The organism is Micromonospora wenchangensis, from assembly GCF_002210435.1.
In the GTDB taxonomy this organism is placed as follows: Bacteria; Actinomycetota; Actinomycetes; order Mycobacteriales; family Micromonosporaceae; genus Micromonospora; species Micromonospora wenchangensis.
On record NZ_MZMV01000020.1, the window covers coordinates 1 to 15,454 of the forward strand.

Genomic DNA, 15,454 nt, shown 5'->3' on the forward strand with positions numbered 1-15,454 from the left:
CGCGCCGGCCGCCGCGGCGGCGGCGACGGTGGCCCGGCCGATGCCGGACGCGCCGCCGACGACCACCACCCGCCGGCCGGCGAGCAGGCCGGCGGGTGCGGCACCGGTGCCTGCTCCGCCGGCCGGCGGGTGTGCCTCGGGTGCGCCCGCGGCGGCGGGCGGGACGGCGTCGTTCACGCCCGGACCGTCCGGCGGACGGCGTCGGCGACGGTGGCCGCCTCGGGCACCACGACCGCCTGGAGGGCGGGTGCGGCGGGCATCGGCACGTCCGGGGCGGCGACCCGGGCGATCGGGGCGCGCAGGTCGGTGAAGCACTCGGTGGCGGCGCGGGCGGCGATCTCCGCGCCGAAGCCGCCGGTCAGGTTCGCCTCGTGGGCGACGACCAGCCGGCCGGTGCGGGCCACCGACGCGGCGACGGTGTCGAAGTCGAGCGGGTTGAGCCAGCGCAGGTCGACGACCTCGACGTCGATGCCCTCCTCGGCCAGGGTGCCGGCGGCGTCGAGGGCGGCGGAGACCATCCGGGACCAGGCCACGACGGTGACGTCGGTGCCGGGGCGGACCACCCGGGCCCCGCCGACGGGCTCGACCGGGGCGTCGGTGCGGACCGGGCCCCGGGTGGGGTAGAGCATCCGGGCCTCGGCGACCACCACCGGGTCGTCGCTGACCACGGCGGTGCGCAGCATCTGGTACGCGTCGTCGGGGGTGGCCGGCAGGGCGACCCGCAGGCCGGGGGTGTGGGCGAAGTACGCCTCCGGCGAGTGCGAGTGCTGGGCGCACGCGCCGGGGGAGTAGCCCTGCTGCATCCGGATCACCAGCGGGGCCTTCCACCGGCCGGCGCTGGAGTAGTGGATGGTGGCGATCTGGTTGACGATCTGGTCCATCGCGACGAACGAGAAGTCGGCGTACATGATCTCGGCGATGGGGCGCAGGCCGGTCATGGCCGCGCCGAGGGCCATGCCGAGGAAGCCGGTCTCGGAGACCGGGGTGTCGAAGATCCGTTCCGAGCCGAACCGCTTGTGCAGCCCCTTGGTCGCGCCGAACGGCCCGCCGGGCAGCGCGACGTCCTCGCCGAAGTAGATGGTGTCGGTCCGGCTGTCCAGGGCCCAGGTGAGGGCGGCGTTGACGGCCTGGATGTAGCGCAGCGACTCAGACATAGACGTGCTCCTCGGCGGTCGCCGGGTCCGGGTGGGGGACGGCGCGGGCGGCGGTGACGGCGGTTTCGATCTCGGCGGCCACCTCGGCGTCGATGGCGTCGAGCCGGGCGGTCAGGTCGGCGTCGGCGGCCTGGCGGATGCGCGCCAGGGGTTCGCGTTGCCGGGCGGCGGCGATCTCGCCGGCCGGGCGGTAGTGCTGCACGTCGCCGCTGTAGTGGCCGACGAGGCGTTCGGTCATCGCCTCCACGATGGACGGGCCGGAGCCCTCCCGGGCCCGGTCGACGGCCTCGGTGACCGCCTCGGCGACGGCGTCGGGGTCGTTGCCGTCGACCACCCGGGCGGGCAGGCCGTAGCCGGCGGCCCGTTCGGCGAGCTGCTTCACGCGCACCATGTCGGAGATCCGGGACATCTCGGAGTAGACGTTGTTCTCCACCACCAGCACCAGCGGCAGGTCGAGCACGGCGGCGAGGTTGAGCGCCTCGTGCACGTTGCCCTGGTTCATCGCGCCGTCGCCGATGCTGACCACGCTGACCGCCCCGCTGCCGGTGCGCTGGGCGGTGAGCGCCGCGCCGGTGGCGATCGGCACCCCGGCGCCGACGATGGAGTTCTCGCCGACGAACCAGCGTCCCGGGTCGGACAGGTACGGCGAGGCCGCCCGTCCGCCGCACAGCGCGGAGTCGCGTCCCATCATCTCGGCGAACAGGCCGGCGAGGTCGACGCCGCGGGCGATCGCCCAGCCGTGGCCCCGGTAGGTGGCGGTGACGTGGTCGCCGTCGCGCAGCGCCCGGCACGCGCCGACCGGGATGGCCTCCTGGCCGTTGCACAGGTGGATCGATCCCGGGATCTCGCCGGCGTCCTTGAGGGCGGTCAGCCGCTCCTCGAACCGGCGGATCCGGGCCATCAGCCGATAGTCGTCGAGCTGCCCCATCACACCCCCAGAGATAATTGAGCCCTATTCCGGCTCGTTGGTTGAGGAGCCTAGACCAGCAGTCCAAGGCTATGGAAGAGTGCACAAGCAAGTTTGTGGCCGTTATTGGTCTCTAATTTGGGGGAGTCGGCATGGAGATCGTCGAGGTGGAGTCGGCGGTACGCGGGGACGCGCACTTCGTCCAGGTACACACGTCCGACGGGCGGACCGGGGTGGGCCAGTCCGCGTGCTGGGGATACCCCGACGCGGTGCACGCCGTGGTGCAGACGTTCCGGCCGTACCTGCTCGGGGCCGACCCGGACCGCATCGAGCACCACTGGCACCACCTCTACCGGATGGGCCCGTTCCGGGGCTCGGTGCTCACCGCCGCCGTCTCCGCCATCGACCTGGCACTGTGGGACCTGCTGGGCAAGCGGCTCGGGGTGCCGGTGTGGCAGCTGCTCGGCGGCCGGGTGCGCGACCGCATCCGGCTGCACCTGCTGCTGCCCGGCACCGGCGCGCAGGCGCTCGCCGAACAGGCCGCCGCCGCGGTCGCCGACGGCTTCACCGCCGTGAAGTTCGACCCGCTGCCGGCAGCCTACGGCGACCTGTCCCAGGCCCGGCTGGTGGCCGAGACCGAGGCCACCACCGCCGCCGTCCGCGACACCGTCGGCCCGGACGTCGACCTGCTCATCGAGCTGCACCGCAAGCTCACCCCGTTGCAGGCGCAGGCGGTGGTGCCGGCGCTGGCCCGACACCTGCCGCTGCTGGTCGAGGACCCGGTCCAGATCGACAGCGTGAGCAGCCAGGCCGAGGTGGGCCGGCGCGCGCCGGGCGTGCCGATGGCCAACGGGGAACGGCTGCACACCATCTGGGAGTTCAAGGAACTGCTGGCCCAGGCCGGCGCCCAGTACGTCCGGCCCGACGTCGGGCTGGCCGGCGGGCTCAGCCACGCCCGTAAGATCGCCGCGCTGGCCGAGGCGCACCACGCGGCGGTGGTCACCCACAACTGCCTCGGTCCGCTGCTCACCATGGCCTCGGTGCAGCTCGACACGGTCATCCCGAACTTCGTCACCCAGGAGTACTCGCCGCTGGACGACCAGCTCGCCGACGGTCCGGCGCGGGCCTGCGTGCGCCGTGAGGGCGGGTTCCTGCCGGTGCCGCAGGAACCCGGCCTGGGCGTGACCCTCGACCTGACCGACACCCGGCCGCTGGACCTCACCGGCCGGCCGCTGACCCGCATCCCGCTGCGCGCCGACGGTTCGGTGGCGTACGCGGTCTGACGGCGGGCACCGCGACGGCCCGGCCGGTATCTCCCCGCCGGGCCGTCGTGACGTGGTCGCGCCGCTCACGGTGGCGGCTGCCCCGGATGGTGGAACACCGGGTACGCCCACAGCGGCTCGCCGTCGGCGTCGGCGATCTCGGCGAACAGCTCCGAGAGCGACGCCGTCCAGCGGGCCTGCACCGGCGAGGCGGCGGTCACCGACCGGGCGTGCGTGAACCCGTGACGGGTCCGCAGCACGCAGATCAGCAGCAGGTCGTGCCGGTAGATGTGGTAGTCGTAGACGCCCGCCTCGTCGAGCAGCGCGGACAGCTCCGGCCACACCCGGGCGTGCCGCCGCTCGTACTCGGCCTGCGCGCCGGGGCGCAGCCGGTACAGGTGGCACACCTGCTCACCCGGCCCGGCCGCCCCGCTCACCGTCGCCCCCGCCGCAGCGGACCGGCCGGCGTCACCCGGCTGTGGTCGGCCGGCGTCACTTGCCGGAGCCGGCGAGCGCGCCGGAGACGAGTTGCCGCTGGAAGACCAGGTAGACGATCAGCACCGGCAGCAGCGCCACGATCAGCCCGGCGCTGACCAGCGGCACCGACACGTCGTACTGGCCGCTGAGCAGGGAGACGCCGACCATCAGCGTCTTGCTGTCCGAGCCGCCCATGATGACCAGCGGCAGCAGCAGGTCGTTCCACATCCAGACGAAGTTGAAGATGGCCAGCGCCGCGATGGCCGGGGTGGCGATCGGGGCGAGCAGCCGGAACAGGATGGTCAGGTGTCCCGCGCCGTCGACCCGGGCGGCCTCGATCAGCTCGTCGGGCACCTGCTGGAAGTAGCCGGCGAGCTGGTAGGTGCCCAGCGGCAGCCCGAACGCCGCGTACGCCAGGATCAGACCCTGGTACTGGCCGGACATGCCCAGGTCGAGCACCGTCTGGTACAGCGGGTAGATGATCGCCTGGCTGGGGATGGTCAGCGTCACGATGATCAGCAGGAAGACCACCTTCCCGCCCCGGAACCGCAGCTTGGTCACCGCGTACGCGACCAGCAGGGCGGCGAGCACCGACAGCACCAACCCGCCGAGCGTGGTGACCAGCGAGTTGAGCAGCAGCCGGGGCATGTCCATCCGGCGGAACGCCTCCAGGTAGTTCTCGAAGGTGATCCCGGCCGGCAGGCCCAGCGGGTCGTCGGCGAAACCGGACTGCGTCTTCACCGAGCTGACCACGGTGAACAGCAGCGGGTAGATCGCCGCGACGGCGACGACGACAAGCGCGAACGTCAACAGGTAGCGCCCGATCCGGGCGAAGTGGCGCGGGTTCATCGCGGCTTACGCGTCCCCTCGGTGAACATGTGCCGGACGCTGAAGATGGACAGCACGGCGACGAAGACGAACAGGGCGATGCCGATGGCGGAGCCGTAGCCGCGGTCCAGGAACTGGAAGGTGGTGAGGAAGACCAGGTACTCGGGGAGCATGGTGGCGTCCCCCGGGCCGCCCTGGGTCAACGCGTAGATCAGCGGGAACAGCCAGATCAGCACGCCGGAGGCGCACAGCACACTCCAGTACGCCACGGTCGGGCGCAGCATCGGCACGACCACCGACCACAGCCGCCGGAAGAACCCGGCCCCGTCCAGGTAGGCCGCCTCCAGGGTCTCCTCCGGAATGGTGGCCAGCCCGGCGAGGTAGGTCATCACGCCGAGCCCGAAGAAGCTCCACAGGGCGACCGCCACCAGCGAGAACAGCGCGCTGTAGCGGCCGTTGAGCCACTCGATCGCCAGCGGTTGCAGGCCGACGAACCGCAGCAGGGCGTTCAGCGGCCCGTCGGGGGCGAGGATCTGCCGGAACATGATGCCGACCACGATCGGCGCGATGGTGTACGGCACGAAGTACACCGCCCGGAAGAACTTCCACCCCGGCGAGCGCTGGTGGATCAGCAGCGCCAGGATCAGCGGGAGCACGATCCACACCGGCAGGGTGGCCACCACCAGCAGGGCGTTGCGGAAGCTGGTGAGCACCATCGGGTCGTCGAACATCCGGGTGTAGTTGTCCGCCCCGGCGAACTCGCTGCCACCGAACCCGCTGGACGACTCGAAGCTGGTGACCACCCCCCGGACCAGCGGCACCAGCTTGAACAGCACGGCCAGCACCACGGCCGGGAGCACCAGCACGGCGCCCAGCCACCACTCCCGGGCGTGCCCGGGCCGCCGTCGGCGGGTCGGCGCGGGTGGGGCGTCGGTGGCCACCGGGTCCGACACCGGCGCGGTGGAGATCGTCATCAGGGTTCCTCTCCCCGGGTCGGTCGGGCGGGGCGACGCGGCGTCGCCCCGCCCGGGGTGGTTACTTGCCCTGCTTCTTCGTGGGGCTGCGCTCCAGCGCCTGCTGCATCTGGTCGGCCCACCTGTCCACGGTGAGCTGGCCGAGGGTGACCTGCTGCCAGCCCCGGGCCAGGGCGTCGGCCTCCGGGCCGGAGAGCATCACGCCGGCGTGCAGGGTCGGCTGGGCGACCAGTTCCTGGATCTTGAGGAAGGCCGGCGACGACGGCAGCAGCGCCTTGTCGACGGTCTTGTTCAGCGGCTGGCCCTTGCCGTACTTCACCCAGAGCTCGCCGTTCTCCTTACCGGCGAGCCAGCTGATGAACTCCAGACCGGCCTGCTTCTTCTCGCTCCACTGGGTGACCCCGTAGACCGCGCCCTCGATGCCGGAGAACTTGCCGGCCAGCGGCGCGGCCGGGTCGATCGCCGGCCACCGGGTGACGCCGAGCTTGTCGTCGCCGAGGGCCTTGCCGAACGCCTCCCAGTTCACCGCGTCGGAGATGATGGTGCCGGCGAACGCGGCGTCGCCGCGCTGGAAGATGTCCGCGCCGTCGGGCAGCATGGTGATCGACGGGGCGTTCTTGTTGGCCCAGCCCTTGGTGGTGATCTCGGCCAGCTTGCCGAGCACCGACACCATCTTCGGGTCCTTCCAGGACAGCTTCCCGGCGAGCAGCGCCCGGATGTCGTCCTCGGTGAGGTAGTTGCGGGCGATCTCCGGGAAGTCCCAGTACGCGGGGAAGGTGCCGGACAGGCCCAGCGCCAGGCAGGTCTTGCCGGCCTTCTTCACCGCCTCGCAGGCGGCCCCGAACTCGTCCCAGGTGGCCGGGGGCTGCTCCGGGTTCAACCCGGCGGCGGTCAGGACGGCCTTGTTGTAGTACAGGACGTTGCCCTGGTAGGAGAACGGCACCCCGTAGCAGGTCTTGCTCGTGTCGAAGCCCTCGCAGGCCCCGCTGTAGGTGACCAGGTCCTTGTTGATCTCGGCGGCCTTGTCACCCAGCGGCACGTACGCGCCACGCCTGTCGAACAGCTCCAGCCCGGCGTTGTTGGCCATCACGTCCGGCCCCGACTGCGAGGTGATGTACGGGCCCTGCACCTCGGGGTACTTGTCGAACGGGACGGACTGCATCTCCAGTTTGATGTCCGGGTGGCTGCCCTCGAAGCTGGTCTTGACCTGCTTCCAGTACTCGGCCCCACCCGGCTCCCAGGTCAGCACCTTGAGGGTGACCGGGCCGTCGGCGGCGTCGTCGCCACCGCATCCGGTCAGCAGGGCGGCGGCGGCCATGCCGGCGGCGAGGGCGCCGGCCAATCTCCGTCGAAACATCGGTTAGCTCCTGTCACAAGTGGGGGGCTCAGGGGAGTCGGCGGACCGCGCCGCCGCTGTCGGCGCTGCCGGCCACGGCCTCGGCGACCTGCACCACGTGCAGCCCGTCGGCGAGCGGGACGACCGCCGTCGGTGCGGTGCCGTCGATCCGGCTCAGGAAGTGCCGCAGCTCGGCGGCGAGCGCGCCGCCGCCGTCGACCGGGGACAACAGCCAGTCCGGCGCCTCGGTCGGCTCGCCCTGGACGAGCAGCGTGGGGTGGCCGAGGTCGACGTGGGCGACCCCGTCGGTGCCGTACACCTCGACCAGGTCCGAGGTGTGGTGGGGAGTGTTCTCGGGAAGCAGGTAGCTGTTGCGGATCGACGACACGACGTCGTTGGCGTGTCGCAGCTCCGCCCACACCAGGACCGGGGTCGCCGATCCGGGTCGGGTCCGGGCCGCCGCGCGGACCTCGACCACCGGCGCTCCGGCGTACCAGAGGGCCAGGTCGATGTCGTGGACGGCGGTGAGCAGCGCGGGGTGTTCGCGCGGGAAGAGCCGGCTCAGGGTGCGGGGCCGGTCACGGCGGGACGACACGGCGAGCACGTCGCCGAGCCGGCCGGCGCGGATCGCGTCGTGCAGGGCGCGGTGCGGCGGGCTGTGCCGCAGGAGGTGCCCCGGCTGGCAGAGCACGCCGGTGCGCTCGGCGGTGGCGACGATGGCGGCGGCGTCGGCGACGGTGGTGGCGAGCGGCTTCTCCACCAGCACCGGCACCCCGGCGTCGAGCAGCGCCACGGCCACCGCCCGGTGCGCCGGGCCGGGCACGCAGACCGAGGCGGCGTCCGGTGTCGTGTCGGCGAGCAGGGCGGCGACGTCGGCGTACGCCTGCGGCACCCGGTACTGCGCGGCCACCCGGGCGCGGGTCGCGGGGTCCGGCTCGACCAGGGCGGCCACCGGCACGCCGAGCGACCGGTACGCGGCCAGGTGCCGCACCCCGAACGCCCCGGCCCCGATCACGGCCACCGACGGGCGGCTCACGCCCCGACCGCCTCGACGGTGCCGGCCCGGTCACCCGGGCCGGGCCGGCCGGCCCCGGCGTCCCCGTGACCGTCGGGAGCGGCCAGCCGGCCGTCGAGCACCGCCCGGGTGAGCCGTTCCAGGGCGGTCACCCCGACGTGGAGGCAGCGTTCGTCGACGTCGAACGCGCCGGAGTGCAGCGGTGCGCCGCCCTGCTCGCCGGTGACGCCGAGCTTGACGTACAGGCTGGGGCCGAGCGCGGCGAGCAGTGCGAAGTCGTCGGTGGTCAGTGGGGGTTCGGTCAGGTCGGCGACCTCGACCACCCCGGGCAGTTCGGTGCGGGCGAGCGCCACCAGGGCTGCCGCGTTGCGGACCGGCGGCATCTCGTTGGCCCAGGTGAACCGCAGCCCGAGGTCGAGCGCGGCGGCCTGCTGCCGGGCGATCCGCTCGATGACCTCCTTGAGCCGGGCGCGGACGGCCTCGTCGTGGGTGCGCAGCGTGCCGGTGGCCTCGGCCCGCTCGGCGACCTGGCTCTGGCTGGCCCCGCCGGCGATCGTGCCGATGTTGAAGGCCACCAGTTCGTGCGGGTTGCGGGAGCGGGCCACCCCGGCGTGCAGCAGGTTGACGATGCCGGCGAGACCGAGGATCGCGTCGCGGCCCAGGGCCGGAGTGGCGGCGTGCGCGGCCCGGCCGGTCACCTCGAACCGGAAGGCGTCCTTGGCCGCCATCGCGGTCACCCGGTCCACCCCGATCGTCCCCACCGGCAGGTCCGGCCAGCAGTGCAGGCCGAGGACGGCGTCGAAGCGCCGGTCGCGCAGGGCCTCGTCGGCGAGCACCGCGGCGGCGCCGGAGGTCGCGCCGAACGGGATCTCCTCGGCCGGCTGGAACAGCACGGTCACCGAACCCCGGGCGGGCGGGTCGGCGGCGAGCCGGGCGGCGACCCCGGCCATCACGGTCATGTGCACGTCGTGCCCGCAGGCGTGACACACCCCCGGGTTGGTCGACGCCCAGGGCACCTGCTTGGCGTCCTGCACCGGATAGGCGTCCATATCGGCCCGAAGCAACACCGAGGGTCCTTCGGCATGTCCTTCGATCTCCGCGAGTAGGCCGGTGCCGGCTAGGCCGGTGCGGACCCGGGCGATCGGCGCGAGCCGCCCGGCGAGCACGGCAGCGGTCTGCTGTTCAGTGAACCGCAGCTCGGGCTGCTGGTGGAGCTGCCGACGCAGCCGTACCAGATCGTCAACGTCCTCGTGCGCCTGCACCACGCGGTTCACTCCTCGCCTACGTCCGATAATCCGGACCTAATTGAGACAAGAACCTAAGCGAGGGGTCCTCCCGCGTCAATGGGCAGCTCAGAATCGGTTAGGGTCCGCCCATGGAACGCGCCGACGCCCACCTGCACCTGTTCGCCGACGGTTATCCCGGCCGGTACGGAAGGTCACCGGCCGGGGGTGACGAACTCGCCGTCTACCGGACGTTGCGCCACGAACACGGCATCGCGCGGGCCCTCGTGGTCGGCTACGAGGGCGGCCCGGAGTTCACCGGCAACAACCGACATCTCGCCCGGCTCGCCGCCGAGCACGACTGGATCGCCCCCCTGGCGTACGTTCCGGTCACCGGCGTCGACCCCGCCGGACTGGACCGCATCCGGTCGGCGGGATTCGCCGGCCTCGCCGCGTACCTGCCGGACCCGGCCGCCGCCGACGCCTTCGCCGACTGGCTGACGCGGACCGCCACGACGCTCACCGACGCGGCGGCGCTGCTCAGCCTCAACGCCCCACCCGAGGCCGCCGGCCGCCTCGGCCGGGCACTGGCCGCCCTCGACGGGTGTCCCGTGCTGTTCAGCCACCTCGGCCTACCCGGCCGGCAGCCGGCCGTCCCGGACCTCCCGGCCGCCGCCGACCGGCTCGCCCCGCTGACCGACCTGGCCCGGCTGCCCCACGTCGGGGTCAAGGTCTCCGGCCTGTACGCGGTCAGCGACCCCGCCGAGGGCTACCCGCACCCCGCCGCCCGACCCTTCGTCGAGACGCTGCTGCACCACTTCGGGACGCACCGGCTCTACTGGGGTTCCGACTTCGCCCCCAGCCTCGACCACGTGTCGTTCGCCCAGACCCTGTACCCGGTCGGGCTCGACGGGCTCTCCGCCGCCGAGGCGGCCGACGTGTCCGGCGGCAACCTGCTCCGCGCCCTGGACCGCCGCGCCGCGGCGACGCGCTGACCGGAGCGGACCGGCCCGGGGCGCGGTGGCGTCCGACCTGCGGGGCGGCAGGCCACCAGCCTCTTCGGACACTTGACGTCATCGATGTTAGCGATAACGTACGGGGACCACCGCCACCCCGCCTCCACCACCCCGAGGTGCCCCGTTGAAGCGTCGTACCCTGCTGTCCGCCACCGGCGCCGCCCTCGCCGGCGCCACCCTGCTACGCCCTGCCGCCGCGTCCGCCGCGTCCGCCGCCCCCGGCGACGGCTACGTCATGGCCTACTTCACCGAGTCGCCGAGCATGACCGCCGCCAACTACGGACTGCACCTCGCCGTCAGCACCGACGGCCTGAACTGGACCCCGCTCAACCAGAACCGCCCCGTCGCCACCCCCACGCTGGGCAGCCGGGGCCTGCGCGACCCGTTCGTCCTGCGCAGGCAGAACGGCGGCTTCGTGGTGCTCGCCACCGACCTCAACGGCACCGACTGGAACTACCAGAGCCAGTACCTGCACGTCTGGGACTCGGCCGACCTGCGCACCTTCACCGGCTACCGGCTGCTCAAGGTGCACTCCCTGGCCACCCACGCCTGGGCGCCCGAGGCGTACTGGGACCCCGGGCGCGGCCAGTACGCCGTCGTCTACTCCGCCGTCACCGGCGGCCGCAACGTGCTGATGGTCAACTACACCGCCGACTTCGTGACCGCGTCCGCCCCGCAGACGTTCTTCGACCCCGGCTACGACGCCATCGACGGCAGCTTCGTCAGCGTCAACGGGGTCAACTACATGTACTTCAAGAACAACACCAACAGCACCCTGCTCGGCACCCGCTCCACCACCCTCAACCCGGGCAGCTTCAGCATCCACACCGCCGCCATCGGCCCCGGCCGGGGCGTCGAGGCCCCGCAGATCGTCAAGTCCCACACCGCGAACACCTGGTACCTGTGGGGCGACACGTGGAGCCCCAACGGGCGGTTCTTCTGCTGGCAGACCACCAACGTGGCAGGCGGTGCGTGGAGCCTGCTCAACGACCGGGCGTACACCCAGCCGCTGAACTCCAAGCACCCCGGGATCGCCCCCGTCACCGCGGCCGAGCTCACCGCGCTCACCGCCGCCTGGGGGGTGCCCACCTGGAACCGGATCAAGTCGTACAACTTCCCCGACCGCTACGTGCGGCACGGCAACAACGTCGGCCGCATCGACACGTACCCGTTCGAGCCGTACCAGGACCAACTGTGGACCCTGGTGCCCGGCCTGGCCGATCCGGCCGGGGTGTCGTTCCGCTCGGTGAACTACCCCGACCGGTACCTGCGCCACTACGACTACACGATCCGGCTGGCGGCCAACGACGGCACCAGCGCGTTCCGGGGCGACGCCACGTTCTACCGCACGGCCGGCCTCGCGGACTCCTCGTGGACGTCGTTCCGCTCCTACAACTTCCCCGACCGGTACCTGCGCCACTACGACTACCTGCTGCGCATCGACCCGCTCACCAGCGGCTCACCGGCCACCGACCGGCAGGACGCCACCTTCCGCATCGGCTACTGACACGTCCGGAACTGCGCACGGCACACCGACGGTCGGTCAGCCCTGCCCGCCGGTGCCGGCGCGACCGGTCCTATTCTGGCGCGATGTCGTACGCCGAACTCCGTGTCGATGAGTGGAACGACCGGTCCGAGCAGGCCGCCGGCCGACTCGCCCGGGAGATCGCGGCGCGGCACGACCTGACCGTGGTGGGCCTGCGGGACACCGGTTACGCGGGACGCCGGCACCGCACCGCGCTGTTCGACCGGGGCGGGCTGCGGTTCGCGCTGGTGCCCGGCGGCCGGCCGACGCTCGGCTACGACGGGACGCGGTTCCACCCCGGCGCGGGCCAGGCGGCCAGCTACGCCGACAGCGCGCAGGAGTACGGCCTGCCGCCGCTGACCGAGTACGTCGACGCGATGACCTCGCCGGTGCGCGACGTCGACCTGCCGGCGATGCTGGTCGCGGTGGAGGCGTTCGAACCCGGCGAGATGCCGGTGCCGCCGGACGACCCGCGGGTCGGCGAACTCGTCGCGTCCCTTGAGCACCGGGGCGACGGGGTGGCCACCGTGAGCTCCGCCGACGGCCTGACCGTCGAGCTGGACGCGACCGGCCGGGTGACCCGCGCGGTGCTGGTCGAGGAGTTCGACCACGACGAGGCGATGGCCGCCCTGACCGCCCTCGGCCTGCGGACCACCAGTCCGGACGAGTGGGAGTGGGCCTGCGGCGCGGGCGCGAGCACCCTGTTCCGCTGGGGCGACGACACCCCCGACGACGGCTACCCGGTCGAGCACCGCACCGGGGCGCACCGGACGCCGAACCTGTGGGGGCTGGCGATCGGCCAGGACCCCTACCGGTACGAGGTGACGACCGAGCCGACGGTGGTCTGCGGCGGCGACGGCGGTGTCGTCACCTGCGGCGGCAGTGGCTTCTTCCTCGGCTGGCTGACCCTCGCGACCGCCTACCGCGACGGGGACTTCGGCCGGTGGCTCGCCTCCGACGACGGCTACGCCGACGAGACCCTGACCCGACCGGTGATCGGCCTGACCTGATCCGCCGACCGGCGCGGGCGGTGCCCGGAACCGGTGCGGAAGTGCCGGTCAGCGCAGGTCCACCCGACCCTGGCGGGCGTGTTCGCGGTCGTAGGCCTCCTGCGCGTCGAGCATCGCGCCGAGGTGGTCGTGCGCCCACCGCACGGCCAGCGCGATGGCGGGCAACAGGGTCCGGCCCAGCTCCGTCAGCGCATAGTGGACGCTGCGGGGTGGGCCGGGATGCTCCGTGCGGGCGACGAACCCGTCCCGCTCCAGGTCACGTAGCGCCGTCGTCAGCACCTTCGCCGTGACCGGGCCGATCTGTGCCCGGATGGTGGAGTACCGCATCGGCTCCTGCGCCAGCAGGGAGATCACCATCGCCGTCCACTTGTCGCCGATGCGGATCGGCGCGATCCCGGACGGGCAGACCGGATCGAAGCGCGCGGCGGGGTCCGTCACCGGGCCAGCCTAACGAGGTTTCCCGGAGGAAACCCCGGTGCCCGCTACCGTGGCGCAGCCGGTGCCGTCCGCCGCCGTACGCGCGGGGGGCACCGGAACGTCGGCAGCGCGGGAGAGGGGCGACCAGTGGCCAGGATCGTGGTGTTCGGTGCGGGTGGAAAGGCGGGCAGGGCGATCGTGGCCGAGGCCGCCGGCCGTGGGCACGAGGTCGTCGCGGTCGTCCGGGACACCGCCCGGTACGCCGACCTCGCGGGCTGCGGCGTCGCGGTGGTCGCGGGCGACGTCACCGACCGGTCGCAGGTCGCCGCCCTGGTCGAGGGCGCGGGCGCGGTGGTGAACGCGGTCGCCCCCGACGCCGGGGACGACCCGCGGACGTTCTTCACCGCCGCCGCGAACGCGCTCGTCGACGCCGTCGCCGCGACCGGCCGGGGCCGCCTGGTGGCCATCGGCCTGGCGGCCTACCTCGACGTCGCGCCCGGCGTCCGGATCATGGACACCCCCGGATTCCCGGCGCAGTTCCAGGACTTCGCCAGGGCCCACGCGGCGGCGCTGGACGTGCTGCGGGAAGCACCGGCGACGGTGGAGTGGTCGGTGGTGGTGCCGGCGACGGAGTTCGACCCGCAGGGCGGGCGGACCGGGACGTACCGCGCGGGCGGCACCGGTCTGCTGACCGACGCCGACGGCGTCAGCCGCATCTCCTACCGCGACTTCGCCGTCGCCGTCCTGGACGAGGCCGAGCAGGGCGCGCACCCGCGCACACACTTCGCCGTCGCCTACTGACCGCCGGCGGCGTCGCACGGGCGGTGCGGCACCGACCCGACCGGTCACCGCACCGGGGTGACGCCCACCGGTCTCAGCCCTTCAACGGGTACGGGATGAAGGTGCTGCGGTTCTCGTCCAGGTCGAGCCGGCCGGTGATCGGCGCGGCGGCCCGCTGCGGGCAGGTCATCCGCTCGCAGGTCTTGCACCCCGGGCCGATCGAGGTGACGGCGTCGGCGTCGTACAGGTCGATGCCCCGGGAGTAGACCAGCCGGTCGGCGTGCCTGATCTCGCAGCCGAGCCCGATCGCGTAGACCTTGCCGGGCTGGTTGTAGCCGCCGTGGTGCCGGGTGATGGTGCGGGCGATCCACAGGTAGCGCTGCCCGTCGGGCATCGCGGCCACCTGCACCACCACCCGGCCGGGCGCGCCGAACGCCTCGTAGACGTTCCACAGCGGACAGGTGCCGCCGGTGAGCGAGAACGGGAAACCGGTGGCGGACTGGCGTTTGGACAGGTTGCCGGCCCGGTCGACCCGGACGAACGAGAACGGCACCCCGCGCGCCCGGGGCCGTTGCAGGGTGCTGAGCCGGTGGCAGACGGTCTCCCAGCCCATCGTGAAGTGCTGGGTGAGCAGGTCGATGTCGTACCGGTGCTGTTCGGCCGCCGCGAGGAACGGCCCGTACGGCAGGATCAGCGCGGCGGCGAAGTAGTTGGCCAGGCCGACCCGGGTGAGGATCTGGGTCTGCGGGTCGTCGAACCGTTCCTCCTCCACGATCTCGTCGATCACGTCGGCGTACTCCAGCAGGGCGATCTGCGCGGCCATCCGCATCGCCTCCTGCCCGGCGCGCAGCGACGTCGACAGGTGCAGGGTGCGGGTCTGCGGCCGGTAGCGGTGCAGCTCGTCGCCGAGCAGGGTGGCGTCGTCGCGGCGTACCTGCACGCCGTGCCGCTGGGCGAGCCGGTCCTGGAGGGTGGACCGGACCTCGCCGCGGCGCATCCCGATCGTCGCGGCGAGCCGTTCGGCCGCCTCGTCCAGATCCGGCACGTAGTTCTGCCGCCGGTAGAAGAACTCGGTCACCCGGTCGTGCGGGCTGCGTCCGACCGTCTCCCGGTCGCCCAGCAGCTCGGCGAGCTGCTCGTCGGCCTGCCGGTAGCGGCGGTGCAGGTCGAGCACGGCCTCGGCGACCTCGGGCAGCCGGCTGGCGAGTTCGGTGAGGTCGGCGACGCCCGGCCGGCCGGGTAGCGCCTCGCGCAGCCCGGCGACCAGCCGGGGGGTGTCCCGGGGGGCGAAGACCGTCGGGTCGACCCCGAACACCTCGGTGATGCGCATCAGCACCGGCACGGTCAGCGGCCGGGTGTCGTGCTCGATCTGGTTGAGGTAGCTGGGCGAGATGTTGAGCAGCCGGGCCAGCCGGGACTGGCTCAAGGCGCGGTCCTCGCGCATCCGGCGCAGCCGGGCACCCGCGAACGTCTTGCTCACCACGATCACCTCCCCGCTGCTCTTTCGGCAGCCCAGCGCCCCTTGGCAGA

Annotated in this window: 15 protein-coding genes; 5 read left to right on the forward strand and 10 right to left on the reverse strand. The window is 73.0% G+C overall.

Annotated features, from left to right (window positions below; all coding sequences use genetic code 11):
- Positions 1-173: 173 nt before the first annotated feature.
- Both B5D80_RS13935 and B5D80_RS13940 read right to left on the reverse strand, forming a co-directional pair.
- A complete protein-coding gene (locus B5D80_RS13935; protein WP_088644289.1) occupies positions 174-1,154 on the reverse strand; it encodes an alpha-ketoacid dehydrogenase subunit beta in 981 nt (326 codons plus the stop codon).
- Positions 1,147-2,082: a thiamine pyrophosphate-dependent dehydrogenase E1 component subunit alpha gene (locus B5D80_RS13940; protein ID WP_088644290.1), complete on the reverse strand. Its 936-nt coding sequence runs from the start codon at positions 2,080-2,082 to the stop codon at positions 1,147-1,149. Before B5D80_RS13940 ends, B5D80_RS13935 begins: the two co-directional genes overlap by 8 nt.
- Before the next feature lie 131 nt (positions 2,083-2,213).
- Here B5D80_RS13940 and B5D80_RS13945 point away from each other — a divergent pair, with 131 nt between their 5' ends.
- A complete protein-coding gene (locus B5D80_RS13945; protein WP_088644291.1) occupies positions 2,214-3,344 on the forward strand; it encodes a mandelate racemase/muconate lactonizing enzyme family protein in 1,131 nt (376 codons plus the stop codon).
- Positions 3,345-3,409: 65 nt separating this feature from the next.
- Here the strand turns inward: B5D80_RS13945 and B5D80_RS13950 are convergent, their stop codons facing one another.
- The 6 genes from B5D80_RS13950 to B5D80_RS13975 form a co-directional block, all read right to left on the reverse strand.
- Positions 3,410-3,760 (reverse strand): L-rhamnose mutarotase, encoded by a 351-nt coding sequence (locus B5D80_RS13950; RefSeq protein WP_144081662.1) that lies wholly within the window; start codon positions 3,758-3,760, stop codon positions 3,410-3,412.
- A 55-nt stretch (positions 3,761-3,815) separates the two neighbouring features.
- Entirely contained in the window at positions 3,816-4,649 is an 834-nt protein-coding gene (locus B5D80_RS13955) for a carbohydrate ABC transporter permease (protein WP_088644292.1), read from the reverse strand.
- Positions 4,646-5,602, reverse strand: a complete 957-nt coding sequence (locus B5D80_RS13960) for a carbohydrate ABC transporter permease (RefSeq protein WP_088644293.1) — start codon at positions 5,600-5,602, stop codon at positions 4,646-4,648. Before B5D80_RS13960 ends, B5D80_RS13955 begins: the two co-directional genes overlap by 4 nt.
- Before the next feature lie 61 nt (positions 5,603-5,663).
- Positions 5,664-6,959, reverse strand: a complete 1,296-nt coding sequence (locus tag B5D80_RS13965; RefSeq protein ID WP_245854560.1) for an ABC transporter substrate-binding protein — start codon at positions 6,957-6,959, stop codon at positions 5,664-5,666.
- A gap of 28 nt (positions 6,960-6,987) precedes the next feature.
- Positions 6,988-7,974 carry a Gfo/Idh/MocA family protein gene (locus B5D80_RS13970; RefSeq protein WP_088644294.1) on the reverse strand — a complete coding sequence of 329 codons (987 nt, stop codon included), beginning with the start codon at positions 7,972-7,974 and terminating at the stop codon, positions 6,988-6,990.
- Positions 7,971-9,218 (reverse strand): M20 metallopeptidase family protein, encoded by a 1,248-nt coding sequence (locus tag B5D80_RS13975; protein ID WP_158224172.1) that lies wholly within the window; start codon positions 9,216-9,218, stop codon positions 7,971-7,973. Before B5D80_RS13975 ends, B5D80_RS13970 begins: the two co-directional genes overlap by 4 nt.
- 110 nt (positions 9,219-9,328) lie before the next feature.
- Between B5D80_RS13975 and B5D80_RS13980 the strand changes: the two genes are divergently transcribed.
- From B5D80_RS13980 to B5D80_RS13990, 3 genes are all read left to right on the forward strand, one after another.
- Entirely contained in the window at positions 9,329-10,171 is an 843-nt protein-coding gene (locus B5D80_RS13980; protein ID WP_088644296.1) for an amidohydrolase family protein, read from the forward strand.
- A gap of 145 nt (positions 10,172-10,316) precedes the next feature.
- On the forward strand, positions 10,317-11,699 hold the full coding sequence (locus B5D80_RS13985; RefSeq protein WP_088644297.1) for a glycoside hydrolase family 43 protein: 1,383 nt from the start codon (positions 10,317-10,319) through the stop codon (positions 11,697-11,699).
- Between the two features lie 83 nt (positions 11,700-11,782).
- Entirely contained in the window at positions 11,783-12,727 is a 945-nt protein-coding gene (locus tag B5D80_RS13990; protein ID WP_088644298.1) for a hypothetical protein, read from the forward strand.
- Between the two features lie 48 nt (positions 12,728-12,775).
- Here the strand turns inward: B5D80_RS13990 and B5D80_RS13995 are convergent, their stop codons facing one another.
- Positions 12,776-13,165 (reverse strand): winged helix-turn-helix transcriptional regulator, encoded by a 390-nt coding sequence (locus B5D80_RS13995; RefSeq protein WP_245854563.1) that lies wholly within the window; start codon positions 13,163-13,165, stop codon positions 12,776-12,778.
- Between the two features lie 126 nt (positions 13,166-13,291).
- Here B5D80_RS13995 and B5D80_RS14000 point away from each other — a divergent pair, with 126 nt between their 5' ends.
- Positions 13,292-13,945, forward strand: coding sequence for an NAD(P)-dependent oxidoreductase (locus tag B5D80_RS14000; RefSeq protein WP_088644299.1), 654 nt, complete (start codon positions 13,292-13,294; stop codon positions 13,943-13,945).
- A gap of 73 nt (positions 13,946-14,018) precedes the next feature.
- Here the strand turns inward: B5D80_RS14000 and B5D80_RS14005 are convergent, their stop codons facing one another.
- A complete protein-coding gene (locus B5D80_RS14005; RefSeq protein WP_169733058.1) occupies positions 14,019-15,404 on the reverse strand; it encodes a short-chain fatty acyl-CoA regulator family protein in 1,386 nt (461 codons plus the stop codon).
- Positions 15,405-15,454 lie beyond the last annotated feature (50 nt).